At 73.6% G+C, this 23,713-nt stretch carries 15 protein-coding genes; 8 read left to right on the forward strand and 7 right to left on the reverse strand.

All coding sequences use genetic code 11. The annotated features are described in order from the left end of the window. Positions 1-4: 4 nt before the first annotated feature. The 3 genes from ACZ4MO_RS13810 to ACZ4MO_RS13820 are packed head-to-tail and all read right to left on the reverse strand — an operon-like array spanning position 5 to position 3,604. Positions 5-1,564, reverse strand: a complete 1,560-nt coding sequence (locus ACZ4MO_RS13810; protein WP_175009458.1) for an ATP-binding cassette domain-containing protein — start codon at positions 1,562-1,564, stop codon at positions 5-7. Position 1,565: 1 nt separating this feature from the next. Then, positions 1,566-2,576, reverse strand: a complete 1,011-nt coding sequence (locus tag ACZ4MO_RS13815; RefSeq protein ID WP_074803940.1) for a substrate-binding domain-containing protein — start codon at positions 2,574-2,576, stop codon at positions 1,566-1,568. A gap of 23 nt (positions 2,577-2,599) precedes the next feature. Next, complete coding sequence (locus ACZ4MO_RS13820; RefSeq protein WP_175009457.1) at positions 2,600-3,604, reverse strand: ABC transporter permease subunit; 1,005 nt, start codon at positions 3,602-3,604, stop codon at positions 2,600-2,602. Between the two features lie 151 nt (positions 3,605-3,755). Between ACZ4MO_RS13820 and ACZ4MO_RS13825 the strand changes: the two genes are divergently transcribed. Genes ACZ4MO_RS13825 through ACZ4MO_RS13835 form a run of 3 tightly spaced genes read left to right on the forward strand, consistent with a single transcriptional unit; the run spans position 3,756 to position 6,375 of the window. After that, a complete protein-coding gene (locus tag ACZ4MO_RS13825) occupies positions 3,756-4,706 on the forward strand; it encodes a sugar-binding transcriptional regulator (protein WP_167405690.1) in 951 nt (316 codons plus the stop codon). Further along, positions 4,703-5,362, forward strand: coding sequence for a hypothetical protein (locus ACZ4MO_RS13830; protein WP_175009456.1), 660 nt, complete (start codon positions 4,703-4,705; stop codon positions 5,360-5,362). The genes ACZ4MO_RS13825 and ACZ4MO_RS13830 overlap by 4 nt, the downstream gene beginning before the upstream one ends. Beyond that, entirely contained in the window at positions 5,359-6,375 is a 1,017-nt protein-coding gene (locus tag ACZ4MO_RS13835; protein WP_175009455.1) for a substrate-binding domain-containing protein, read from the forward strand. The genes ACZ4MO_RS13830 and ACZ4MO_RS13835 overlap by 4 nt, the downstream gene beginning before the upstream one ends. Positions 6,376-6,412: 37 nt before the next feature. Here the strand turns inward: ACZ4MO_RS13835 and ACZ4MO_RS13840 are convergent, their stop codons facing one another. Next, a complete protein-coding gene (locus ACZ4MO_RS13840; RefSeq protein ID WP_175009454.1) occupies positions 6,413-8,368 on the reverse strand; it encodes a glucoamylase family protein in 1,956 nt (651 codons plus the stop codon). A gap of 118 nt (positions 8,369-8,486) precedes the next feature. Beyond that, positions 8,487-8,912, reverse strand: coding sequence for a winged helix-turn-helix transcriptional regulator (locus tag ACZ4MO_RS13845; RefSeq protein WP_175009453.1), 426 nt, complete (start codon positions 8,910-8,912; stop codon positions 8,487-8,489). 134 nt (positions 8,913-9,046) lie between these two features. Here ACZ4MO_RS13845 and ACZ4MO_RS13850 point away from each other — a divergent pair, with 134 nt between their 5' ends. The 3 genes from ACZ4MO_RS13850 (at position 9,047) to ACZ4MO_RS13860 (ending at position 16,799) form a co-directional block, all read left to right on the forward strand. Next, positions 9,047-9,919, forward strand: coding sequence for an oxidoreductase (locus ACZ4MO_RS13850; RefSeq protein ID WP_175009452.1), 873 nt, complete (start codon positions 9,047-9,049; stop codon positions 9,917-9,919). A 465-nt stretch (positions 9,920-10,384) separates the two neighbouring features. Further along, positions 10,385-12,826 (forward strand): discoidin domain-containing protein, encoded by a 2,442-nt coding sequence (locus tag ACZ4MO_RS13855; RefSeq protein ID WP_175009451.1) that lies wholly within the window; start codon positions 10,385-10,387, stop codon positions 12,824-12,826. A gap of 94 nt (positions 12,827-12,920) precedes the next feature. Beyond that, positions 12,921-16,799 carry a hypothetical protein gene (locus ACZ4MO_RS13860; protein WP_186810462.1) on the forward strand — a complete coding sequence of 1,293 codons (3,879 nt, stop codon included), beginning with the start codon at positions 12,921-12,923 and terminating at the stop codon, positions 16,797-16,799. 135 nt (positions 16,800-16,934) lie between these two features. Here the strand turns inward: ACZ4MO_RS13860 and ACZ4MO_RS13865 are convergent, their stop codons facing one another. Together ACZ4MO_RS13865 and ACZ4MO_RS13870 are read right to left on the reverse strand one after the other, a co-directional pair. Further along, positions 16,935-18,032, reverse strand: a complete 1,098-nt coding sequence (locus tag ACZ4MO_RS13865; RefSeq protein WP_255437310.1) for a substrate-binding domain-containing protein — start codon at positions 18,030-18,032, stop codon at positions 16,935-16,937. Beyond that, complete coding sequence (locus tag ACZ4MO_RS13870; RefSeq protein ID WP_175009450.1) at positions 18,029-20,071, reverse strand: heparinase II/III domain-containing protein; 2,043 nt, start codon at positions 20,069-20,071, stop codon at positions 18,029-18,031. Before ACZ4MO_RS13870 ends, ACZ4MO_RS13865 begins: the two co-directional genes overlap by 4 nt. Positions 20,072-20,334: 263 nt before the next feature. Here ACZ4MO_RS13870 and ACZ4MO_RS13875 point away from each other — a divergent pair, with 263 nt between their 5' ends. Together ACZ4MO_RS13875 and ACZ4MO_RS13880 are read left to right on the forward strand one after the other, a co-directional pair. Next, complete coding sequence (locus ACZ4MO_RS13875) at positions 20,335-22,284, forward strand: DUF2264 domain-containing protein (RefSeq protein ID WP_175009449.1); 1,950 nt, start codon at positions 20,335-20,337, stop codon at positions 22,282-22,284. Between the two features lie 87 nt (positions 22,285-22,371). After that, on the forward strand, positions 22,372-23,688 hold the full coding sequence (locus ACZ4MO_RS13880; protein WP_175009448.1) for an extracellular solute-binding protein: 1,317 nt from the start codon (positions 22,372-22,374) through the stop codon (positions 23,686-23,688). Positions 23,689-23,713: the final 25 nt, after the last annotated feature.

A 23,713-nucleotide genomic window follows, 5' to 3' on the forward strand; every position in this document is an offset into this window, starting at 1 on the left:
GCGGTCACGCGGCGCTCCACGCCGCGTGCCGCAGGTCCACGGAGGACAGGTCGCCGGCCGCGACGACGTCGCCGTCGCACCGGCCCTCCGTGAGGGTGACGACGTCGTCGGCGAGCTCGAGGATCTCCTCCTCCTCGCTGGACACGACGACGACCGTGAGGCCGTCGTCGTGCGCGAGCGAGCGCAGGAGCCGGTGGATCTCGGTCTTGACGCCGATGTCGACGCCCTTCGTGGGCTCGTCGAGCAGCAGCACGCGGGGAGCCTGCGCGAGGACGCGTGCGAGCAGCACCTTCTGCTGGTTGCCGCCGGACAGGCGCTCGACGGGGCCCTCGCGGTCGCCGCGGACCTGCATGCGGTCCATGAGGGCCGTCGCCTCGCGGCGCATGCGCCGCTTGTCCAGCAGGCCGAGCCGGCGGTAGCGGTCGAGGACGGGGAGCACGACGTTGGTCGTCGCGTCCAGCCCCCCGACGATGCCGTCGACCTTGCGCTCCTCCGTGAGGTAGACGAGGCCGCGGCGCTGGGCGTCGGCGGGGGCGGCGGGACGGTACGGCGCGCCGTCGAGCTCTATGCTCCCCGCGAGGACCTTGTCCAGCCCGACGAGCGTGCGCAGCAGCTCGGTGCGCCCGGCGCCGATGAGCCCGTAGACCCCGAGCACGCGGCCCGGGTAGGCCTCCAGGCTGACATCGGCGAGCGCGGGCGTGCGCAGGTTCCGCACGACGAGCGACGGCCGGGCGCCCGCGTCCAGCGGGACGACGTCGGTGCGCTGCGCCGCCTCCGTGACGCCACCCGTCGAGGCGACGGCCTCGTCCCCCGCGATCGCGTGCACGACCGCCTGCCGGTCGACGGTGGCGGCCGGGCCGGAGATGCGGACCTCCCCGTCGACGAGAGCGACGACGTGGTCGGCGACGGCGTACAGCTCGTCGAGCTTGTGGTCGACGAGCAGGATCCCCAGGCCCTCGGTGCGGGCCAGGTCGCGCACGGTCTCGAGGAACCGCTCGACCTGCCCGCCCTCGAGGCTCGTCGTCGGCTCGTCGAGCAGCAGGTAGCGCGCGTCGCGCGCCACGGCCACCGCGACCTCGAGGAGCTGGCGGGTCGCGACGGGGTAGGCGCCGAGCTTGCGGTCGACGTCCACAGCGAGGCCGAACCGGTCCGCGAGCGCGCGGGACTGCTCGCGCATGACGCGCCGGTCGAGCGCTCCCCCGCGCGTCAGCTCGCGGCCGAGGAACACGTTCTGCGTGACGGTGAGGTTCGGCAGGAGCGAGAGCTCCTGGTAGACGGTCGAGATCCCCGCGTCGAGCGCGGCGGTCGGGGAGCCCTGGGGCAGCGCCTGGCCGTCGACGGTCACCGTGCCCTCGTCGGCGGGGTGCGCCCCCGCGAGGACGCGGAGCAGGGTCGACTTCCCGGCGCCGTTGTGACCCACGAGCCCGGTCACGGTGCCCGCCGCGAGCGTCAGGTCGATGCCCTGGAGCACCGGCACGTGCGAGAAGCTCTTGACGATCCCGCTGGCCCGCAGGGCGCCGCCCCCGGCGGCGCCCCGCGGGGCCGACGTCGTGACGTCGGTCATGTCAGCCGACCTCCCCCGGCGCAGGGGTCTCGCCGACGGTGAACGCCTTGAGCGGCAGGAGGATCTCCGGCTCGACGTCCTCGCCGTCGACGTACGCGCGGATCTGCTCGGTCACCTGCGTGCCGTAGCTCTCCGGCTCCTGCGCGACGCAGCCGCGGTACACCTCGGTGAGCGGCTCCTCGGACGCGCAGAACCCGTAGAGCGCGACGTCGGTGCGGTTGCCCAGGGCCTGCAGCGCCCCGTACACGGCCGGTCCGGTCGAGGCCCAGATGACGTTGACGTCCTGGTTGCCCTGGAGCATCTCGCCCGTGACGCGCAGCGAGTCGTCGGGCTTGACGTTGCCGTCGACCTTGGCGACGACCTCCGCGTTCGGGTTGGCCGACACCGCGTCGGTGAAGCCCTCGTCGCGGATGACGACCGGGCGCTCGTCGGGCTCGGTGATGAAGCCGATGCTGAGCGCGGCGTCCGCGCCGAGGTCCGCGAGGACCTGCTCGCCCATGGCCCGCCCGCCCGCCTCGTTGTCCGCGCCGAGGTACTGGACGATCGTCGCCCCCTGGGCGGCCAGGGCGTCCTCGTCGACGATGACGTTCACCGTGAACACCGGGACGCCCGCGTCGTTCGCCGCCTTGACGATCCCGGCGGCGGGCTCCGACTTCACCGGGTTGAGCGCGAGGGCGCAGGGGTCCTTCTGCAGCATGGCCTCGACCTGAGCGAGCTGCTGGGCGTCGTCGTCGTTCGCGACCTGGACCTCGACGTCGAACCCGTTGGCGGCACCGCCGTCCTCAAAGCCCTTCTTCATCGCCACGTAGTACGGGTTGGTGAGGTTCGGCAGGCTGACCGCGACGTATGGGTCGTCCCCGTCGCAGGACGCGGGCAGCGTGGTCTCGGCCTGGTCGGTCGAGCCGCTCCCGCCCGTGCTCCCCGTCCCCGTGCCGGTGTCGACGGCGGAGCAGGCGCCCGTGAGGGCGAGGGCGGTCACGGCGAGGGCCGAGAGGATGGTCGTGCGTCGCATGGAACTCTCCTTCGAGCGGTGGGTCAGGACGTGGCGCGCGAGGCGCGGCGTGGTGAGAGGAGCTGGAGCAGGAGCCTGCCCCTGCCTCCGGTGGTCGAGAGCGAGCGGCGGTAGGTGTCGAGGCTGACGCCGGCGAGGATGATCACGCCGATGACGAGGGGCTGCCAGAAGCTGTCGACGCCGACGACGTTCATGCCGTTCGAGACGGTCGCGATGAGGACCGCGCCGAGCAGGGCGCCCCCGATCGAGCCGACCCCGCCGAACAGGCTCACCCCGCCGACCACGGCGGCGGCGATCGAGTAGAACAGCTCGTTGCCCGATCCCGCGGACGGGTAGCCGACCATGAGGCGCGAGGTCGTCACGACGCCCGCGAGCGCGGCGCACAGGCCGGAGACCGCGTAGACGAAGAGCGTCGTGCGCCCGGTGTGGATGCCCGCCAGGCGCGCCGTCTCCTTGTTGCCGCCGAGCGCGTAGATGTGGACGCCGGTGCTCGTGCGCGCCAGGAGGACGCTGAAGACGACGGCGACGAGCGCCACCACGAGGATCGGCGTCGGGATCCCGAAGACGCTGCCGCGGCCGAGGAAGGCGAACATCGGGTCCCGCACCGTGACCGACGCCGCCCCCGTGAGGATCATCGGGATGCTGCCGGCGATGCCGAACATCGAGAACGTCGCGATGAACGGGGGGAGCCGGAGGTAGTGCACGAAGACGCCGTTGACCAGGCCCACGACGACGCCGACGACGAGCGCGAGGAGGGTGGCGGCCCACCACGGGAGGCCGGCCTGCATCCCCAGGGCGGCCGCCATGCCCGTGAGGGCCAGGTTGGACCCCGTCGAGAGGTCGATGCCACCCGTGAGGAGCACGAAGGTCTGGCCCAGGGCGAGCAGCGCGACCACCGCACCGTTCAGGAGCAGCACCTCGAAGTTCCCGGCGGTGCGGAAGTTCGGGGACAGCAGGCTCATCACCACCACCACGAGGATCAAGATCCCCGCGATCCCGACCTCGTCGGGGACGCGTCGTCGCGACATGTACTTCTCGCCTCCTTGCGGGTGCTCATATGAGCACGCGATTGCTCGTATGGCGATACTATGGAGCAGCGGGCAGAGCGGGCAACACGCCCCGATCACGGATCGATAACATGTGTGCAACTGGACGCTCAGATGAGCAAGAATGAGGGACATGACGGACTTCTCACGCCACGAGCTCGCGCACGTGGCACGCCGCTACTACGTGGACTCGGCCTCCAAGGTCGAGATCGCGGAGGAGCTCGCGATCTCCCGCTTCAAGGTCGCCCGCATGCTGGAGCAGGCCCTCGCCACCGGGATCGTGACGATCACCGTCGACGACGCCGGCGTCGTCGACCCCACCCTCTCGGCACGCCTGCGCACGCACCTCGGCCTCGACGAGTGCCTCGTCGTCCAGGGGCGCGAGACGATCGCCGAGCTCCGCGAGGACGTCGGCGCCGCCGCCGCGGAGCTCCTCACCCGGTCGCTGCGCCCCGGGAACACCCTCGGCTTCGCGTGGGGGCGCACGCTCACGGCGATGACAGAGCGTCTCACCGCGCTGCCCCCGGTCACCGTCGTGCAGCTCACCGGTGCGGTCGGCTCCGACCTGTCCGACTCCCCCGTCGAGGTGATCCGTCGCGTCTCGCTGCGCTCCGGCGGGGACGCCCACGCGATCTTCGCGCCCCTGGTCGTCGAGGACGCCGCCACCGCCGCCACGCTGCGCCGCCAGCCCGACATCGCCCGCGCGCTCTCGCTGTTCGACCGGGTCGACGTCGCCGTCGTGGCGATCGGCTCGTGGGACCCGCCGATCTCCCAGCTCCGCGAGGTCCTCGGGCGCGACGAGCGGGACGACCTCACGGCACGCGGGGTCCGCGCCGAGATCGCGGGCATCCTCCTCACCGCCGAGGGCGACCTCGTGCCCGACTTCGCCGAGCGGTGCCTGTCGATCTCCGCACGCCAGCTCGCGCGGGTGCCCCAGGTGATCGCCGTCGCCGCCGAGCACGAGAAGGCTGCCGCCGTGCACGCGGTGACCCGGTCCGGCCTCGTCTCCGCGCTCGTCACCGAGCAGCGGTGCGCCGAGGCCCTGCTCGAGCTCCCGCCCGTCACGCGCGGTGCCGGGCGATGAGCGCGGCCCGCACCCGCGTCGCGGCGTCCTTCTGGTCGACGCCGCGTGACCGCGTCGCCGCCGAGGCCGACCGGCTGGCCCGCGCCGGGCTCCGCGCCGTCCACTGGGACCACACCGACGGGCGCTTCGCCGCGGCGGGAGGTTTCACCGCGGCAGAGGCGGCGGAGGTGACGGCCGGCAGCGGGCTCGCCGCCGAGGCGCACCTCATGGTCGAGGAGCCGCTCCGCGAGGTCGACCGCTGGGCCGACTTCTGCGAGCTCGTCGTCGTGCACGCCGGGACGCGCGACTGGCGTGCCGCCCTCGACCGGGTCCGCGCCCGGGGCGCTCGCGCCGGGGTCGCGCTCTCGCCCGGTACCGGCGTGCCGTCCGTCGAGCCCGGGACGGACGTCCTCGTCATGTCGATCACGCCCGGCGAGGCCGGCTCGGCGTTCCAGGTCGACGCGCTCACCACCGTCCAGCAGGTCGTCGGCGCGGGTCACGACGTCGGCCTGGACGGCGGCGTCACGCGCGAGATCGCTCCCCGCGCGCTCGACGCCGGGGCCACCTGGCTCGTGTCCGGCACCGACCTCGTCGCGAGCGAGGACCCGCGGGGCTGGCTGTCGGCGGCACGCGCGACGGGGACCGCCCGTCAGGACTGCCGCGACGGGTCCCGATGACCGCCGCGCGCCCGGGTCGCCGGAGCGTCCCGCTGGCGCAGGTCGCGGCCGACGCCGGGGTGTCCGTCCCCACGGTGTCGAAGGTGCTCAACGCGCGCCCGGACGTCTCGGCGGCGACGCGCGAACGGGTCGCGGGCGTGCTGCGCCGGCACGGCTACGAGATCCGGCCCCCCACGTCCCGGAGGACCGGGCTCGTCGACGTCCGCATCGTCGACTTCGAGGGGCCGTGGTCCGAGGCGGTCGTGCGCGGGGCGGTCGCCGAGGCGCGGCGCCTCGGGCTCGACGTCGTGCTGTCCGTCGAGCTGGACCCCGACGACTGCGGCGCGTGGGTCCGGCACGCGCTCGCGCGGGGCACGGACGGTCTCGTGAGCGTCGTCGCCGTGCCCGACGCCGAGGCGCGCGCCACGCTCGCCGCGGCCGGGGTGCCGCTCGTCGTCGTCGACCCGCGCCGCCGTCCGCCCGAGGACGTGCTCAGCGTCGGCGCGGCCAACTTCCAGGGCGCGCTGGAGGCGACGGCGCACCTGCTCGCCCTGGGGCACCGGCGGATCGCGACGATCACGGGCGTCCCCGAGCAGGACAACGCGCTCGCCCGCCTCGCGGGCTACCGCGCCGCGCTCATCCAGGCGGACGTACCCGTCGACGACGACCTCGTGCGCCTCAGCACCTACGGGGTCGCCGCCGGCTACGAGGAGACGCAGCGGCTGCTCGCCCTCGACGACCCCCCGACGGCGGTCTTCGCGTGCAGCGACGACACCGCGCTCGGCGCGCTGCGGGCGCTCCGCGAGGCGGGGCGCTCCGTGCCGGACGACGTCTCGCTCATCGGGTTCGACGACCTGCCCGTCGCACCCTGGACCGACCCCCCGCTCACCACGGTGCGCCAGCCGCTCGTCGAGATGGGCGCCTCGGCCGTGGCGCTCGTGCACCGGGCGCGCACCGCGAGCGGCCGCACGCTGCGCACCGAGCTCGCGACGAGTCTCGTCGTGCGCGCGTCGACCGCCGCGCCGCGCGCCTGACGCGCGCGGCGCGGCGGTCGGCCGCGGTGCGGGGCGGTCAGCCGCAGGAGACCCCCGCGTAGCGGTAGGGCAGCTCCTGGACGGTCGCGCCGTCGTCGGACGTGACCGTCACGGTCGCGGTGCCCGACGGGATCTCCGCCGTGCGCGCCGAGAACGCCCGGTACGTGCTGCGGTGCGGGGCGACGTCGTCGTACGACCGCGTCCCGTACGGGGTGGCGAGCTCCACGGTCGTGCGGCCGTCGGACGTGCTGGTGGCGCGCACCGCCACGGCCGCCCGGTTCCCCAGGCAGCGCGCCTCGACCTCGACGTCGGCGCCGACGCCGGGCGTGAGGTCGGCCGCCGCCGAGAACGTCTCCGCCTCCATGAGCGGGCGCAGCGCGTCCTCGAGCTGGTCGTCGACGAAGTAGTCCTTGAGGCGCGAGTCGTCGAGGACGTTGCCGATCGCGGCGACGATCATCGCCTGGTCGAGCGACAGGTAGCGCTCGGCGACCGTGCCCGAGCGGACCGCGACGGCGTCGTAGAACCCGCCCGGCCCGTACGCGCCGAGGTCGTCGGCGAGGTGGGCCAGGTTGTCGAGCACGCCCTCGGTGTCGTACGCGAGCCCGAGGAACGACGCGTGCGGAGTCACGACGCCGTCACCGAACTCCGGCGCGGGGTTCGTGGCCTCGCGGCAGCCCTCGAAGCCGAGGTCGACGTCGGTCTCGCCGTCGGACAGGTAGCCGTCGGAGCGCAGGCCGATCGCGTCGACGCCGTACTCCGCGTAGCCGCCGAAGGGGTTGCTCGCGGGCGAGAAGCCCCAGACCCCGTAGCCGGCCTCGTCGAGACCGTGCTCCTTGTGCGCCCGGACGACGAGCGGGTGGTTGACGCCCCACGACGTCGGGCCCCACTCGGCCTCGGGGACGAGCATGTCCGGCATGAGCGCCTCGAACATCGAGCCGCCCCAGCCCGGCACGACCGCGAGGTCGCGGTAGCGGTACGCCCCCTCGAAGACCGGGACGCCCAGGTGCTCGCGCGTCTCGCCGATCGGCTTCTGCTCCTGCCACGACCAGTCGCACGTGTCCGGGAACGTGCGGTGGCTCGCGTAGTAGGCCTCCGGCGGTACCTCGCCCTCGGCGATGCCGAGGTAGGTCGCGATGCGCGTCTCCGAGACCGTCGTGTCGTAGTGGTGGCACGTGTAGTACACGTCCGTGCCCGTGCCGAGGTAGTCGCCGGCGACCGAGCACCCGGGCGGCTCCTCGTCCCAGAACCCGCCGCGCAGCAGCCCGACGCCGAGGTCCGGCCGCGCCTCCGCGTTGTAGAACGCGCCGAAGTGCATGCCGTCGTAGACGGCCAGCGCCTCGTCCGCGAGGCTCGGCTCCGCCTCCGCGACGACGCGCAGGCCCGCGGCCAGCCAGCCGTTGTCCACCGAGCTGAGGAACTGGTGCACCGGGTTGCCGTCGTCGGGCCACGTCTCCACCCGGTCGCCCGTCGCGGGGTCGTACCAGTTGTAGAACATGCCGCTCGCGTCGTGCCGGTCGAGCGACGCGACCGTGTCGATCGTCGTCGCGAGGCGGTCGCGCGCCTCGGCCTCGTCGAGCAGGCCCAGGTCGCGCGCCACGACGGTGGACCACAGCCAGCCGCCGATGTTCGTCGGCGACGTGTACGCACTGCTCGACGCCGGGTCCAGGTCACCCTCGATGTTGTCCGCGGGCAGGCCGGTCTCCTCGTCGGTCATGGCCTCCAACGAGGTATACGTGTCCTCCAGGTACGCCTCCAGCGTCGCGCGCTGCGCACCCGTCAGGGCAGGCTGCCCGACGGCGGGCGCCCCCTCCCCGGGGACGCTCTGCGCCGCGCGCGGGGCGTCGTCGGGTGCGACCGGGACGCTCTCGGCCGCGGCGGGGACGGCGAGGCCGGCCGCGAGCGCCAGCCCGCCGACGAGCCCGCCCGCGACGAGTCCCGTCGCCCCGCGTCGGCGCCGCGTTCCCTCGCACGCGCGGTCGGTCGATCCATCCATCAGGCACTCCTTCGTGTCGCGGCCCCGAAATTTCGGCCGAACTTTCCGAATGGGGGCCGAGAGAGTAGCCCGGTCGGCAGGGACGGTCAACGGGCCGGCGCCATCACCGCGGATCTCGTCAGCCGTTCGTGTCGTACCGGCTACGGCCGGCGTGCACCGCGTCCATGTTGTCCTGCGCCCAGGCCCTGAGCTCGCGCGTGGTCCGGTGGAGCGAGAGACCGAGATCGGTGAGCCTGTAGTCGACGGTGACGGGGACCGTCGGAGTCACGGTGCGCGTGAGCATCCCGTCGCGCTCGAGAGAGCGGAGGGTCTGGGTGAGCATCTTCTGGCTCACTCCCGCGATCAGGCGCGACAGCTCGGAGTAGCGCAGCGAGATCGGCTCCCCGTCGCCGCCGGGGCCGTCGCCGCCCAGGGCGCACAGAACCAGGACGACCCACTTGTCGGAGAGCCTGTCCAGGAGCTGACGGCTCGGGCAGGCGGCCAGGAACGCGTCGTAGGCGCTCCTGGCTCGGGCACGCCGTTCGGCTGCGGTCTGCGTCGCCATGGGTGTCGCCGTTCGTCGGGGAGGTAACGCACTTCGGAGTGCGTACTTCCTTGCGGAGAGCTGCTCTCTCATGCTCGTGCACGACGAGGTGGAGCACCAGCCTCATGAACCACGCACACGAGAGGCATGACGAGATGACCACGCACACGACCACGCTCCCCGGGGGGACCTGGGACCTCGGCGGACGCACCGTCACCCGCTTCGGGTACGGGGCGATGCAGCTCGCCGGCCCCGGGGTGATGGGGCCGCCCACGGATCGGGACGGCGCGATCGCGGTACTGCGCGATGTCGTCGACCAAGGGATCACCCACATCGACACCAGCGGCGCCTACGGGCCGCGCGTGACCAACGAGCTGATCCGCGAGGCGCTGCATCCCTACCCGGAGTCGGTGCTGATCTCGACCAAGGTCGGGGCAGACCGCGACGCCGAGGGCGGCTGGCCCACCGCCCGCACGCCGGCTGACCTGCGCCGTCAGGTGAGAGAGAACCTCGAGTCCCTCGGCGTGGAGCACCTCGACCTGGTGAACCTGCGCATGGGCGATGCCCACGGGCCGCAGCCCGGTCCGATCACCGAGGCGATGGAGACGCTCGTCGAGCTCCAGCAGCAGGGGCTCGTCCGACGGCTCGGCGTCAGTAACGTCACCGCCGAGCAGGTCGCCGAAGCCCGTGCGGTCGCGCCGATCGTGTGCGTCCAGAACTTGTACAACCTCGCCCACCGCGGGGACGACCGGCTGATCGACGACCTCGCCGCGGACGGCGTCGCCTACGTCCCGTTCTTTCCCCTGGGAGGCTTCAGTCCCCTGCAGGCAGGCGCCCTCTCGGCTGTGGCAGCGCGACTGCACGCCACCCCGATGTCCGTCGCCCTCGCCTGGCTCGTGCGACGCTCGTCGAACATCCTCCTCATCCCCGGGACCTCCCGGGTGGCGCACCTGCGCGAGAACCTCGCCGGAGCGGCGCTGGCGCTCTCGACGGAGGACGTCGCCGAGCTCGACACCATCGGTCGCTGACTCCACGACCCGGCGGGCGCGCGCACCGCGCCCGCCGCTCGGACCTGCCGGGCACGCCCTGGGGAGGGGGTGGTGGAGGCCCTCGTCCGCGGACGACGACGCTGCGCGTCGAGCGGCCACGGCTCGGTTGTTCGTTTCCGTTCACGTTACCGGCGCTGTTGATTCTCCCCGGAACGACCTCTACTTTCGGACATGAACGAACGTTGTAGCACGTGAACAAACAGAAACGATCACCGGAGATCGTCACGTGCGAGCACCGAATGATCGAAGGAGATCCTCGTGCCCGTTGCTGCCGCCGGACCGATCGACGACCGACCACCGCGTCGCCGCCGGCGCCGCGCCCCCGCTCTCGCTACCGCGATCGCCCTCGCCCTCGCCCTCGGTGGCACGCTCAGCGTCGCCACCGGGCCCGCGACCGCCTCGCCCACGGTGACAGGTCCTCGCGCGGCGACCGCCCTGGGCGTCGTGACTGAGGCGGACCCGGCGGCGCCGTCAGCGACGACCGCCGTCGGCACGGTCCCCGCACCGGACGGCTCGGCGTGGCGCGACGCGGACGGCGAGACGATCAAGGCCCACGGCGGCTCGGTCGTCACGGTCGACGAGGCCGAGGTCGGTCTCGACATCACCGGCGACGGGACGACCGATCAGGAGGTCCACCTCTGGTACGGCGAGGACAAGACGAACGCCACGCGCCCCGTCGACGGCGTGCGCGGCTACTGGTCCACCGACCTCGTGACGTGGCACGACATGGGCCGCGTCCTGCCCAGCCACCAGCACTTCACGCTCCGCGTGGACGCCGCCGGGACGTCGGTCGAGGTGGACCCGGCCAAGCTGGACGCGCTCAAGGAGGTCGCGAACAAGACCGCGCCCGACGCCACGTCCACGCAGACGCAGATCGATGACGCGAAGGACTTCGTCGCCCCCTACGTCGAGACGTGGGCCGACGAGGCCGCGGGCGTGGCCGCGACGTACGACGAGGCCGCGCTGTCGAACGCGTCGTACCGCCTCAACGGCAACGTCAACATCATGGAGCGTCCCAAGATGCTCTGGAACGCGAGGACGAAGAAGTTCGTCGTCATCTACCACGCGGACGGGCCGCTCGCGGACAACGCGGACCTCGTGCGCTGGGTCCGCGGAGGCGGCGACCCCACGAACCAGAACGTCGGATCGCGGTACTCGCGCGCCGAGATCGGCTTCGCGACGTCGGACACCCCGTGGGGCCCGTTCAAGCTCGTCAACACCACGAAGATGAACTGGGCGCCGGGCGTGCCGAACGCGGGCCGCGAGGGCGACTCGCGCGACATGACGATCTTCCAGGACGCGGGCGAGCACGCGGTCGACGCGGTCGCCGACGACGCCTACGCGGTCTACTCCTCCGAGATGAACAAGTGGATGTATGTCTCGCGGCTCAACGCCGAGTACACGGGGCCGCTCGAGACGGGCAGCGACGCCGTGCTCGGCCAGGACTTCTCGAACCGCGTGCTGCCGGACTTCTCGCGCGAGGCGTCGAGCGTCTTCAAGCACGACGGCTGGTACTACATGCTCACGTCCGGCACGGACGGTTGGGCGTCCACGCCCGTCGTCGCCTACCGGTCCCGGTCGATGATCACACCGACCGAGGCCGTCGTCGGGAACGGCGACCGCCACCCGGCGACGGGCCAGTGGGAGCGGCTCGGTAACCCGTGCGTCGGCGACCCGGCGCGCACCGGCGTCGGGAACGCCGACCCGGTGGAGTGCTTCGACTCCCAGCCGACGTTCGTCATCGCGCTCGACCAGGAGGCCGGCCGGTTCGCCTACATGGGCGACCGCTGGATCACCGAGCCCAACGGTTCCGCGGGCGAGCGGTCGCGCTACGTGTGGGCGCCCATCCAGGTGCGCGACGGCCAGGTCACGGTCGAGAACGTCGGCTCGTGGGACCCCGCGAACACGACGCTGTTCCACCCGCTCGAGCCTGTGGAGCCCTGGGAGTTCACCGCGCACGTCGACGAGCGCGACGCGTTCGACCCGACGTTCGACGTCACGGTCGACGGCACCCGCTACGACGGCCTCACCGCCGGCTGGAGCACGACGAGCCTCGACGCCGCGTTCGCCGCGAAGGGCACGCACGCGCTCGTCGGGCACGTCGCCGGCGACGGCCCGCTCGCGGGCCGCTACGTCACGGCGACCGTCGAGGTGGACGGCCCCGTCGACGTGTGCCGCGAGCCCGGCACGACGGTGAGCGCATCGTTCCACCAGACCGAGTGGGGCACGATGCCCGCCGCCCTCGCGTGCGACGGCAACCTCGCGACCGCGTGGTCCACGTGGGCCGGCGGCACGGGGAAGAAGGACCGCGTGACGTTCACCGTGGCCGCCGCGCAGCCGTGGTCGGTCGACGCCGTGCACCTCACCAACACCGAGGGCACGATCACGGGCGTCACGGTCGAGCACCGCGACGCGGACGGCACGTGGCTGCCCACGACCGCGAGCGCCGTCGGGCCGGGACCGAACGGGTCGCGCACCACGGTCTCGTTCGACGCGGTGACGACGGACGCGCTGCGCCTGACGTTCGACACGCCCGGGTCGTACCTGAAGATCAGCGAGCTGACGATCCCGGGCACCGCCCCCGCCACGGCGCCCGCCCTCGCGGTGAGCACGGACGCCGAGGTGCGCTGCCTCGCCGGCTCGGCGTACGTCGCGGTGCGCGCGACGAACGACGACACGGTGCCGGTCGACGTGACCCTCACGACGCCGTTCGGCTCCCGCACGGTCGCCGCCGTCGCGCCCGGGAAGAACGCGTACCAGTCGTTCGCCGCGCGCGCTCCGAGCACGGGCGCGCACGAGGTGAGCGTCACCGCGAGCGCCGTCGTCGACGGAGAGCGCGTCGACGCGCGGCACGACCTCACGACCTCTGCCGCGAGCTGCGGCTGAGCCTCACCGCGGGCCCGGGCCGGCGCACCGCGCCGGCCCGGCTCCGCGCCCGTCCCCCACGCGCCGCCGACGACGGCGGCAGGAAGGCAGACCCATGAGACTCCACGCACCGCCCGGCCGCGGGCGCGGGCGCACGGCGACGGCCGTGACGACCGCGCTCGCGCTCGCCGTCACCGGTCTCGCTGCCGCCGCCCCCGCGGCGTCCGCGCCGGACGCGCCCGCCGCCACCGCCGCGCTCCCCGCAGACCTGCCGGAGCTGCGCTTCGACGACCCCTCGATCGACTGGAAGCAGATCCTCGTCGACGGCGAGGACGTCGAGCGTCGCGCGGACGGCACGCCGTACAACGTGTTCGGCGGCTTCGGCTCCGTGTCGTGCAACAACACGGGCAACCTCCTGCTCGACTACAAGGAGGAGAACCCCGAGGCGTACTGGCGCATCATGCGCCTCATCTTCGACCCGGAGACGGGCGCCGGCCTCAAGCACATCAAGGTCGAGCTCGGCGCGGACAACAACACGTCCTCCGGCACCGAGCCCGCGACGAAGCGCAGCGCCGACGAGCCCGCCAACGTGCTGCGCGGCGCCGGGTTCCACTTCATCGCCGACGCGCTGTCGATCAACCCGGACATCGAGACCGAGGCCCTGCGCTGGGGCGAGCCCTCGTGGACGAAGACCGACCCCGACCTGCGCTACCAGTGGTACAAGGAGACGATCGACGCCGCGTACGACACGTACGGCGTCGAGCTCGACTACCTGTCCCCGTCGCAGAACGAGGTCGGCGGCAGCTTCCGCCAGGCGTCGATCGCGCCCGAGCTCGCCTGGGTGGTCGACTTCGCCGAGCGCCTCGAGGAGGACGCCGAGGCCGAGGACGCGCGCTACGACTACGGCGACATCAAGATCGTGGCGCTCGACACGTACCGCAACGTCGAGCCCGTCGCCGCGGCCATCCTCGCGAGCCCGGCCGCGCTCGAACAGGTCGACGCGATCGGCTACCACTACGACATCGCGGGCGGGCCGAACCTCACGCGGCTCAACAAGGAGCACGGCATGGAGGTGCTGTACTCCGAGGGCGTCGCCCCGATGATCGACCCCGAGTACCGCATCAACGCCGACCCGGCCCGTGGCGGTCTCGGCGGCACCGTGGGCGCCGTCGACATCGCCGACCGGTTCATCAACGCGTACCGCTGGAGCGGCGCGGGCGACGACCCGGCGCACATGACGTCGTTCCTCTTCCAGCCCGCGGTGAGCGCGATGTACGAGGGCACGCAGTACTCGCCCAAGCACCTGGTCCGCGCGTCCGACCCGTGGTCCGGATACTACGAGGGCGGCGTCGGCGTCGCGCTCGTGCGCCACTTCCACCAGTTCGCCGAGACGGGCTGGGAGTACGTCGAGGGCGCCACGTACGGCGACGGGACGAAGGGCGACGGCGGCACGAACGTCGACACCTCGACCCGCACCTACATGACGCTGCGCACGCCCGCCGCGGACGGCGGCGAGCCCGACTACACGCAGGTGCACGCGAACAACACCAAGACCGCACGCCACTTCGAGGTCAAGGTCGCGAACCTCGGCGAGCCGCGTCCGCTCACCGTGTGGGAGACGCGCGGCCCCGACGCGGGCGAGGAGTACGACGCCAACTGGCTGCGGCCGACCGGCTACGTCGAGCCCGTGCGCACGGAGACGGTCGACGGCACCGAGTACGCGGTCTACCAGGTCGAGATCGCGCCGTACTCGATCCAGACGCTCTCGACGCTGCCGCTCGGCGTCGACGGCACGACGCAGGCCTACGACCGTGCGGACTACGCCTCCCCGGCGCAGGACACGGTGCTCGGGCTGCCGTACACGGACGACTTCGAGTACGCCGACTACCCGGCAGCCGACGTCAACGGCACGTCGATGGGCTACGTCGAGCGCCGCGGCGGCTCTCCACGGTACACGGCCGACCAGAACGGCGCGTTCGAGGTCGAGGAGCGCGAGGGCGAGCGCGGCAACGTGCTCGTTCAGAAGATCCACGCCGAGAACCGCGGGTTCACGTGGGACGTCTGGGGCAGCCACGCGCAGGACCGCCCGTCCACCGCTCCCCCGGCCACCGTGCTGGGCGACCACTCGTGGGCGAACTACACGGCGTCGGTCGACTTCCGCCTCGACACCCAGGTGCGCGACGCGTCGCTCGCGAACTTCGCGGGCCTCGGCGTGCGCCAGCTCCTGCCCACGGGCGAGGACCTCGCGACCTACGCCGTGCGCGTGCACGCCGACGGGTCGTGGCAGCTGCGCAAGCTCGGCACCGCGGTCGCGTCCGGGACCATCGCCGGGTTCGACCCCGACGCCTGGCACGCGCTGTCCGTCGAGGCCCGCGACACCGTCATCACCGTGACGCTCGACGGCGAGCCGCTCGCGCGGTACGTCGACGCGAGCACCAACCCGGTCCTCACGGGCCGCGTGTCCCTCGTCAGCGGCTACTACAACACCGAGTACGACGACCTGGCGATCACCCCGATCGAGGGCCAGGCGTGGGAGTCGGCGAAGATCGACGACGCGGACTCGCGCATCTCCTACCCCGACGGCTTCTCGTTCACGCAGGCCGGATACGCGCACCTCAACCGCACGCAGCACGTGCTGTCCACGGGACGCTCGGCCGTCTTCGAGGTCGAGGGCACCGGGTTCAACCTCTTCGGCGCGACCGGCGCCGCGACGCTCGACGTCGCGGTCGACGAGGAGCCGGTGCGCACGGTGGACGTCGGATCGACCGGCGACCGCCAGACGTCGTACTGGCAGCGCGGGCTCGACGGGTCGACGACGCACACCGTGACCGTCACGGTACGCAGCGGCACGTTCACGCTCGACGGCGTCGACGTGCTCGTCGGTGGCGGAGACCCGGTCGTCACCGACCCGGAGACCACGCCGGTCACCGTCGCGACGCCCGTCGCGCGTCTCGCGACCGCGGTCGGCGAGAAGCCGGAGCTGCCGGCCACCGTCCGCGCGACGTCGCAGGCCGGCACGACGATCGACGCCCCCGTCGAGTGGTTCGTCCCCGCGGGCGCGTTCGACACGCCGTACGCGATGGCGACCGTCACCGGGACCTTCGTCGACAACGTGTCGCTCGCCGTCTCCGCCCAGGTCGAGGTCGTGCCGGACGGCGTCCAGTACTTCGTCGACGCCAACGCCCCCGCGGTCCCCGCGTCCTCGGCGTTCGGTGCCGTGCAGGGCCACGTCGAGGCCGGCGGCGCCACGTTGCGCAACGCCGAGGCCGACGCCGCGTGGTCGGCCGACCGCGGCTGGGGCCGGGTCGCGAGCTACTCCGCGAAGGGCCTGCTCAACCAGACCCCGTACGACAAGACGCGCGAGACCGGCTGGTACACCTCGGGTGCGAGCACGCCCCTGCAGTACCGGTTCACGCTCCCCGCAGGCACGTACACCGTGTCCTCGGGCCACACCGAGTGGTGGAACGTCGGCAGCGGCAAGGCCCGGAACATGCAGACCTCGGTCTCGTGGACCGAGACCGACGGCCAGGCCGTCACCGTGCCCGTGGGCAAGGTCGCGTTCCCCCACGGCAGCCTCGGGCGCTCTCAGGTGCTCTCGGGCGAGTTCACGCTCACAGAGGAGACCGTCGTCACGTACTCCGTGGCGAACGACGGCGGCACCGAGGCACCGGTCCTCTCCTGGGTCGCCGTCGCGGGCGAGGAGGACGACCTCGGGGTCGCCACGACCGCGGTCGTCGAGACGCGCTGCCTCGCGGGCAAGCCGTACCTCGCGGTGCGCGTGACGAACGACGACGACGTCGCGCTGGACGTCGACGTCGAGACCGCCTACGGGTCGAAGTCGTTCACGGACGTCGCACCCGGCAAGAGCGCGTACCAGTCGTTCGCCGTGCGGACGACGCCCGCCGAGGGGACCGTGACCGTGACCGCCCGCACGGCAGGCGGCGACGACCGCGAGAGCGTCGAGGAGGTCGCCCACCCGGCGCCCGCCTGCTGAACCTGCCTCCGGCCCCCGCGGGGGCCCGGCACGGACCCCGTCCGATGCGGCTCACCCCTCGCACCCCCGCGGTGCGGGGGGTGAGCCGTCTCACGGGTCTGCGGCCGGAGCGGGTCGGGCGGTCGCGGTCGTCCTTCAGCCGCGCGGCGTGACCGGTCCGGTCGACTCCCGCACGACGAGCTTCGGGCTGATCGCGATCCGGTGGACGGGACGCGACGGGTCGGCGAGACGCTTCGCGAGCAGGTCGACGGCGGCGTGCCCGACGGCGGCGCGCGGTGGGCGCACCGCCGTGAGGGCCGGGCTGAAGAGCCCGGCGACCTCGTCGTCGTACGCGACGACGGACAGGTCGCCCGGGACCGCCAGGCCGCGGTCCTGCGCGTTCTGCACGATCGCGAACGCCTCGGGGTCCGAGTGCGCGAGCAGCGCCGTCGTGCCGGACGCGACGGCCGTGTCGACGACCTCCGCGATCGCCTGGGCGAACTCGGGGCGGTGGCGGTCCGGGGCCAACCGCTCGAAGTGCTCCTCCGACGACAGGCCGAGGTCCGCGCACGCCGCGCGCCATCCGGCCGCGATCTTGCGCGACGTCGGGGACTGCCGAGAGATGACGAGCCCGACGCGCCGGTGCCCGAGGTCGGCGAGGTGGTGCACCGCCATGAGCGCCCCGAGCGCGTGGTCGGAGACGACGGACTCGAGCGCCTCGCGGTGCGGGGCGAGCGCAGCCTCGCGCTCGACGAGCACGGAGGGGACCTCGGTCCGCGCGAGCCACTGCACGAGCTCCTGCGCGTGCGGGCTGTCCGTGCGGGGCGCGAGGACGAGGCCGCGCAGGTTCTCCGCCGCGACGAGACGCTCGAGCGCGGGACGTTCGTCGGCCGCCTCGTAGGACGACCCCCGCAGCACGACGCGCAGGCCGTGCCGACGCGCCTCGGCCTCCATGCCGCGCACCACGCCCGGCCAGTAGTAGTCGAGCGACGGCACGAGCACCCCGATCGTCGCGGTCGGCTTGCGCTCGGGCGCGTCCTCCTTGCCGTCGACCGGCACCGCGCCGCCGTGCACGCGGGCCAGCAGCCCTTCGCGCTCGAGCTGGGCGATGTCGCGGCGGACGGTCACGGCGGTCACGCCCAGCTCGTCCGTCAGGTCCGCGACACGGACGACGCCGTCGCGCTCGAGCGACGCGAGCAGGTGCGCCCGTCGCTCCGCGGCAAGCGGTGCCCGCTGCACATCCTCGGTGGTCACGGTGCCCCCTCCTGGGTGTCCCCGGCGGCGTCGGTGCCGTCGGTCGGGTCGATGATGCCGCTCGCCGCGTCCTGCGCGGGAGTCCTGCGCGCCGCGGTCCCCGGCGTGTCGTCCTGCGCGACGACGAGCCGCAGGCTCTCGCGCCCGGTCACGTCGAGCGCGAGGCGCGTCAGGCGCTCGCCCCAGACGCCGCCGAGCATCGGGTCGTCGAGCACCCGCACGGTCTCCTCGACGGGGACGTCCGCCGGCCAGCGCACGACGACCGGCGTCGCGCCGCCGAGCGGCACGACGCGCGCCGCGCCCGGCGAGGTCGTCACGTCACCCGCGAGCACGAGGTGCACGACGGCGGCGGCGGGCGCGGCCGCGCCGAGGTCCCACGCGTCGTCGACGACGACGCGGGCCGGGCCGCCGGAGCGCTCGAGCCGCGCGGCCCGGCGCCACGACCCGAGCCCTCCGACCGGGTACGCGCCCGCGAGGTCGAGCGACAGCTCGCCGTCGCCCGCGACGACGTCGCGCGCGGCGAACCCGGCACCTGCCTCCTGCGGCGTGCCCGCGACCTCCGGCACGTTGTGCCACGAGCTCTGCATGGTCCAGATCGCGTAGCGGTCGGGGCCGAACGTCTGGGCCGTGTACGTGGGCCGACCCGCGTCGACGAGGACGGGCACACCGTCTGACGCGACGACGAACGACCCGACGTCGTTGTGGTTGTGGTGCTCACCGTTGTGCCCGCCCTTGACCGCGAGCGTGAGACCGCGGGCGCTGCCGACCTCCTCGCGGGCGAGGAGCACCTGCGTCGAGGGGAGCCACACGTCGCGCGGCAGGGGTGCCGCGCCGGGCTCGGCGGCGAGCCACTCGTCGTCGGTCAGGGCACGCAGGAGGCGCGCGAGGCCTGCGGTCTCGTCCGCGACGGGCGCGCCCGGCACGCGGTAGGACGCGGCGTGGCGCCGCGCGTCCTCGTCGCCGACCCTCCGCGCGGCCCGGTGCAGCGCGTGCCACGGCTGCTCGGCCGGCGGGCGCGCACGCCCGTCGGCGAGGTCGAGGTACCAGTCGCCGCCGAGGTGCATGCGGTGGGGGAACGCGACCGTCGCGCGCAGCGCCGGCACGGGCGCGGCGGGGTCGAGCGCGTCGAGGGCACCTCCCGTCGCGTGCGCGAGCACGTCCAGCGCCTCCAGCGCGCGGCACGCCCCGTTCCACCAGTACTCGTAGCCCTCGTCGATCGCGCCGTCGTCCGGCAGGACCGCGACGTAGCGGTCCAGCCCTTCGATCGCGAGGTCCACGACGTGCGCGCGCAGCCCGGCGTCGGAAGGGTCGTCGAGCAGGCGCAGCGCGGCGACGAGCACGTTGCCGTGGATCCAGGGGTTCCAGTTGTGCACGTCGCCGTCGAGCCCGATCCAGTGCCAGTCTCGCCGCTCGAGGAACGGCTCGACGACGCGCCGGCGGGCCTCGGCGCGCACGCGGGCGCGCAGGCCCGGGTAGCGCGCGTCGAGCAGGTCTCCGAGCACGTGGTCGGCCCACGCGAGCTGGCCGACGACCTCGCCCGCCCCCAGGTCCAGGTACGGACGGTCCAGGTCGGGCACGACCCAGCCGCGCGTCGCCCACGCGTCGTCGTGCGCGGGCCAGCACCAGGAGGACTGCTCGCACAGGGCCCAGACGCCGTCGGCGACCTCGTCGACCCAGGCGTCCTCGCACGTGACCGCCGCCGCGACGACGGCGCGCGACAACCGCTGCTGCCGGGAGTGCACGAGCTCCTCGTGGGCGGTCCGGTCGCCGTCGCGGTGCAGGCGCGCGGCGGTGCTCGCCGACGGCAGCGGCCACGGCGTCCCGAGGTCGACCCGTGCGCGCGCGAGCACCGCCGCGACCGTCTCGCGGTCGACGCGCCCCTCCTCCGGGGACCACACCGAGCGGTCGGACGCGGGCGGGACGGGCAGGGCGCACGCGGGGTCGGCGAGCAGGGACGCGAGCGAGGCGGCGCGCTCGACGGGGTCGCCCGTCCGGGCGGCGAAGGTCGCGGCGAGCGGGCCGGTGAAGGGCGTGGGCATCTCTCTCCGTCGAGGTGGTGGCACCGGACCCCGGGACTCCCGGCGTCCTCGCAGGTGAGTGCCGGACGAGGTGGCGCGTCCTGCGCATCACGAGCGCTATAACGATCAGAACCGATCATAACAGAATCGACACGCGCTTGACAGCGTCCGTTTGTGAACGATTGACTCCGAACATGTTCGGTGAGTGATCGCACAACGTGAGTCGCGTCACCGACCCTGCACAGCCGCCGCGCACGGAGGCGCGGAGCACGACGGAGGACACGATGACGTTCGAGAGCACGCGGTCGCAGCCGACCGCGCCGCTCGCCACGAGCCCCCTCACCGGGTGGGACCGTGCGCGCTGGGCGGCGTTCGGCGACCACCTGCTCGCGTCCGTCCTCCCCTACGCCTCACCGGGCCACGCCCGCATCACGCTGCCCGGCCCCGAGGGCGGGTACGGGCGCGCGGTCGACGGCCTCGAGGGCTTCGCCCGCACGTTCCTGCTCGCGGGGTTCCGCCTCGCCGGCGAGCGCGGCGCCGACCCGCACGGGTACGCCGAGTGGTACGCCCAGGGTCTCGCCGCCGGCTCCGACCCGCACGCCCCCGACCGGTGGCTGCGCCTGTCCGAGCACGCGCAGGCCAAGGTCGAGGCCGCCTCGCTCGCCCTCGTGCTCGACCTCACGCGCGAGTGGGTCTGGGACGGCCTGTCGCCGCTCGTGCAGGAGCAGCTCGTCGACTACCTCGCCGAGGCCGTCGGCGACGACACCTACCCGCGCATCAACTGGGTGTGGTTCCGGCTCGTCGTGCAGACGTTCCTGCGCTCCGTGGGCGGCCCGCACTCGCTCGACGAGATGACCGAGGACCTCGCGACGCACGACACGTTCGTCCGGGCCGACGCCTGGCTCGCCGACGGCGACGAGCGGTCCTACGACCACTACAACGGGTGGGCCCTGCACCTGTACCCCACGCTGTGGGCACGCATGCGCGGCGCGCAGGACCTCGCCGCCCCGCGCCGCGAGCGCGACGTGCAGCTCCTCGACCGCTTCCTCGACGACGCGCTCGCGCTCGTCGGCGCCGACGGGTCGCCGCTCCTGCAGGGCCGCTCCCTCACCTACCGGTTCGCCGCCGCCGCCCCGTTCTGGGTCGGCGCGATCGCTGACGTGCCCTCGCACTCCCTCGGGCTGCTGCGCCGGGCCGCGTCGGGCGTCGTCGACCACTTCGTGCGCCACGGCGCCCCCGACGACCGCGGCCTGCTCACCCAGGGCTGGCACCACGAGTGGGCGCCGATCTCGCAGTCGTACACCGGTCCCGGGTCGCCCTACTGGGCGAGCAAGGGCCTGCTCGGGCTCGCGCTGCCGGCCGACCACCCCGTCTGGACAGCACCCGAGGAGCCGCTGCCGGTCGAGCGCGGCGACGTGCTGCGCGCCGTGGCAGCCCCGGGCTGGATCGTGAGCGGGACGCGCGCCGACGGCGTCGTGCGCGTCGTCAACCACGGCACCGACCACGCCCGCGAGGGCGACCGCGTCGGCGACTCCCCGCTCTACGCACGACTCGCCTACTCGACCGCGACCGCGCCCTGGTCGGACCCCGCGAGCCGGGTCTCGCCCGTCGACCAGAGCGTCACGCTCGTCGACGCCCGCGGCCGGGCCACGCACCGCACCGGCTGGCGCGTGCTCGGCACGCGCGTCGAGTCCCGCGCGGACCAGGAGCCCGTCGGCGTGTCCGGCTCCGTGGCGCGCGCGCACTGGCTGGACGCCGACACGGACGGGCGCGACCACGGCTCCGGGCTGCCCGGCACCGCGACCGATGCGGGCACCCTCACGGTCGTCTCGCTCGTGCGCGGCCCCTGGGAGGTCCGGCTCGTGCGCGTCGACGAGCTCGCGGACGGCGTCGACGCCGCCGCCCTGCACCTGCGCGTCGGCGGCTGGCCCGTCGTCCCCGGCGACGGCCTCGTCGCCGAGCTCGCGGTGCTCGGGGAGGGAACCGCCGCGACCGGGCGCGAGCGACGCACCGGCGCCTCGCCGCTCGGCGAGGAGTCCGCGGTCGACGTCGTCGACCTGCCCGTCGAGCCCGGGCGCTGGCGCGCGGTGCTCCTCACCCTCGCGGGGCCGCCCCGCGACACCTACCCCTCGGTACCGCGCCGCACGATGCCGGCACCCGAGCTCGCGGCGGCAGGCCGAGCTGTCGTCGTGCACTGGCCGGACGGCGAACGCACCCTCACCGACCTGCCCTGACCCACCCCGAACGACCCCGACCCGGCGACAGGAGCCGGGCGGGACCAGGCCCGACGTCGGGCCGCCGAACTCGAAGGAGAGCAAGGGATGAAGCGCACCACCCCGATCGCGATCGGCGCCACCGCCGCGATCGCCCTGACCCTGACGGCCTGCGGCGGGGGGACCGGCGGCGGCGGCGAGGAGACCACCGCCGACGGTCCCGTCACCCTCACGCTCGCCGGGTGGAGCCTCGACTCCACGCCCGAGTTCCAGACGCTGGCCGACGCCTACCACGAGGCCAACCCCGAGGTGACCGTCGAGGTCGTCGAGTACCCCGCGGGCAACGACTACGCCACGGCGATGACCGCCGACCTCGCCGCGGGGACCGCTCCTGACGTGTACGTCCTGAAGAACCTCAAGGACTTCGTGACGTACTCGAACGGCCAGCAGCTCCTCGACGTCTCCGACGTCGTGGGCGAGCTCGACCCGGCGACCGGCGGTCTCGACCAGTACGAGGCCGAGGACGGCAAGTCGTACGCCGTGCCGTACCGCCAGGACTCCTGGGTCCTGTACTACGACAAGGACCTCTTCGCGCAGGCGGGCGTCGCCGAACCCGACGGCTCGTGGACGTGGGAGGACTACGGCACGGCCGCGCAGGACATCACCGAGGCGCTCTCCGCGGACGGCGTCAAGGGCACGTACCTGCACAACTGGCAGTCGACGGTCCAGGGCTTCGCCCTGGCCCAGGGCGAGGACGCGGACCTCCTCTCGGGCGACTACGCGTACCTCGCGCCCTTCTACGAGCGCGCGCTCGCGCTCCAGGACGCCGGCGCGCAGGCCGACTTCGGCACGATCACGACGAACACCCTGACCTACCAGGGCGAGTTCGGCCTCCAGAAGGCCGCCATGCTGCCCATGGGCACGTGGTACACCGCGACCCTCATCGCGCAGCAGGCGTCGGGCGAGGCCAACGACTTCGAGTGGGGCATCGCGCCGATCCCGCAGGCCGACGCCTCGACGACCGGCACCGACAGCACGCCGGTGACGTTCGGCGACCCGACCGGCCTCGGCATCAACCCCAAGACCGACGAGGCGAAGATCGGCGCTGCGAAGGACTTCCTCCGGTTCGCCGCCGGCGAGGAGGGCGCGAACGCGCTCGCCGAGATCGGCATCACCCCGGCGCTCACCAACGACACCGTCACGGAGACGTTCTTCGCGCTCGAGGGCGTGCCCGGCGACGACCTGTCGAAGTTCGCGTTCTCGACGCACGACACGCGCCCCGAGAACCCGGTGGCGGCCCAGACGGCCATCGTCCAGAACATCCTCAACGACCTCCACTCGGCCGTGATGTCCGGCTCGACCGCCGTCGACGCCGCGATCGAGGAGGCCGGGAAGCGGGCCCAGAGCGAGGCCGGCCTCAGCTGACGCCGACCGTGGTGGCCCGGCCGAC

The sequence above is a fragment of the Sphaerisporangium cinnabarinum genome (assembly GCF_055567015.1).

Bases quoted from the DNA above. Each gene is read 5' to 3' on its own strand.
- ACZ4MO_RS13830 (WP_175009456.1), top strand. From the start codon at position 4,703: ATGAGCGCGGCCCGCACCCGCGTCGCGGCGTCCTTCTGGTCGACGCCG.
- ACZ4MO_RS13825 (WP_167405690.1), top strand. From the start codon at position 3,756: ATGACGGACTTCTCACGCCACGAGCTCGCGCACGTGGCACGCCGCTAC.
- ACZ4MO_RS13820 (WP_175009457.1), bottom strand. From the start codon at position 3,604: ATGTCGCGACGACGCGTCCCCGACGAGGTCGGGATCGCGGGGATCTTG.
- ACZ4MO_RS13860 (WP_186810462.1), top strand. From the start codon at position 12,921: ATGAGACTCCACGCACCGCCCGGCCGCGGGCGCGGGCGCACGGCGACG.
- ACZ4MO_RS13810 (WP_175009458.1), bottom strand. From the start codon at position 1,564: ATGACCGACGTCACGACGTCGGCCCCGCGGGGCGCCGCCGGGGGCGGC.
- ACZ4MO_RS13875 (WP_175009449.1), top strand. From the start codon at position 20,335: ATGACGTTCGAGAGCACGCGGTCGCAGCCGACCGCGCCGCTCGCCACG.
- ACZ4MO_RS13845 (WP_175009453.1), bottom strand. From the start codon at position 8,912: ATGGCGACGCAGACCGCAGCCGAACGGCGTGCCCGAGCCAGGAGCGCC.
- ACZ4MO_RS13835 (WP_175009455.1), top strand. From the start codon at position 5,359: ATGACCGCCGCGCGCCCGGGTCGCCGGAGCGTCCCGCTGGCGCAGGTC.
- ACZ4MO_RS13880 (WP_175009448.1), top strand. From the start codon at position 22,372: ATGAAGCGCACCACCCCGATCGCGATCGGCGCCACCGCCGCGATCGCC.
- ACZ4MO_RS13850 (WP_175009452.1), top strand. From the start codon at position 9,047: ATGACCACGCACACGACCACGCTCCCCGGGGGGACCTGGGACCTCGGC.
- ACZ4MO_RS13815 (WP_074803940.1), bottom strand. From the start codon at position 2,576: ATGCGACGCACGACCATCCTCTCGGCCCTCGCCGTGACCGCCCTCGCC.
- ACZ4MO_RS13870 (WP_175009450.1), bottom strand. From the start codon at position 20,071: ATGCCCACGCCCTTCACCGGCCCGCTCGCCGCGACCTTCGCCGCCCGG.
- ACZ4MO_RS13840 (WP_175009454.1), bottom strand. From the start codon at position 8,368: ATGGATGGATCGACCGACCGCGCGTGCGAGGGAACGCGGCGCCGACGC.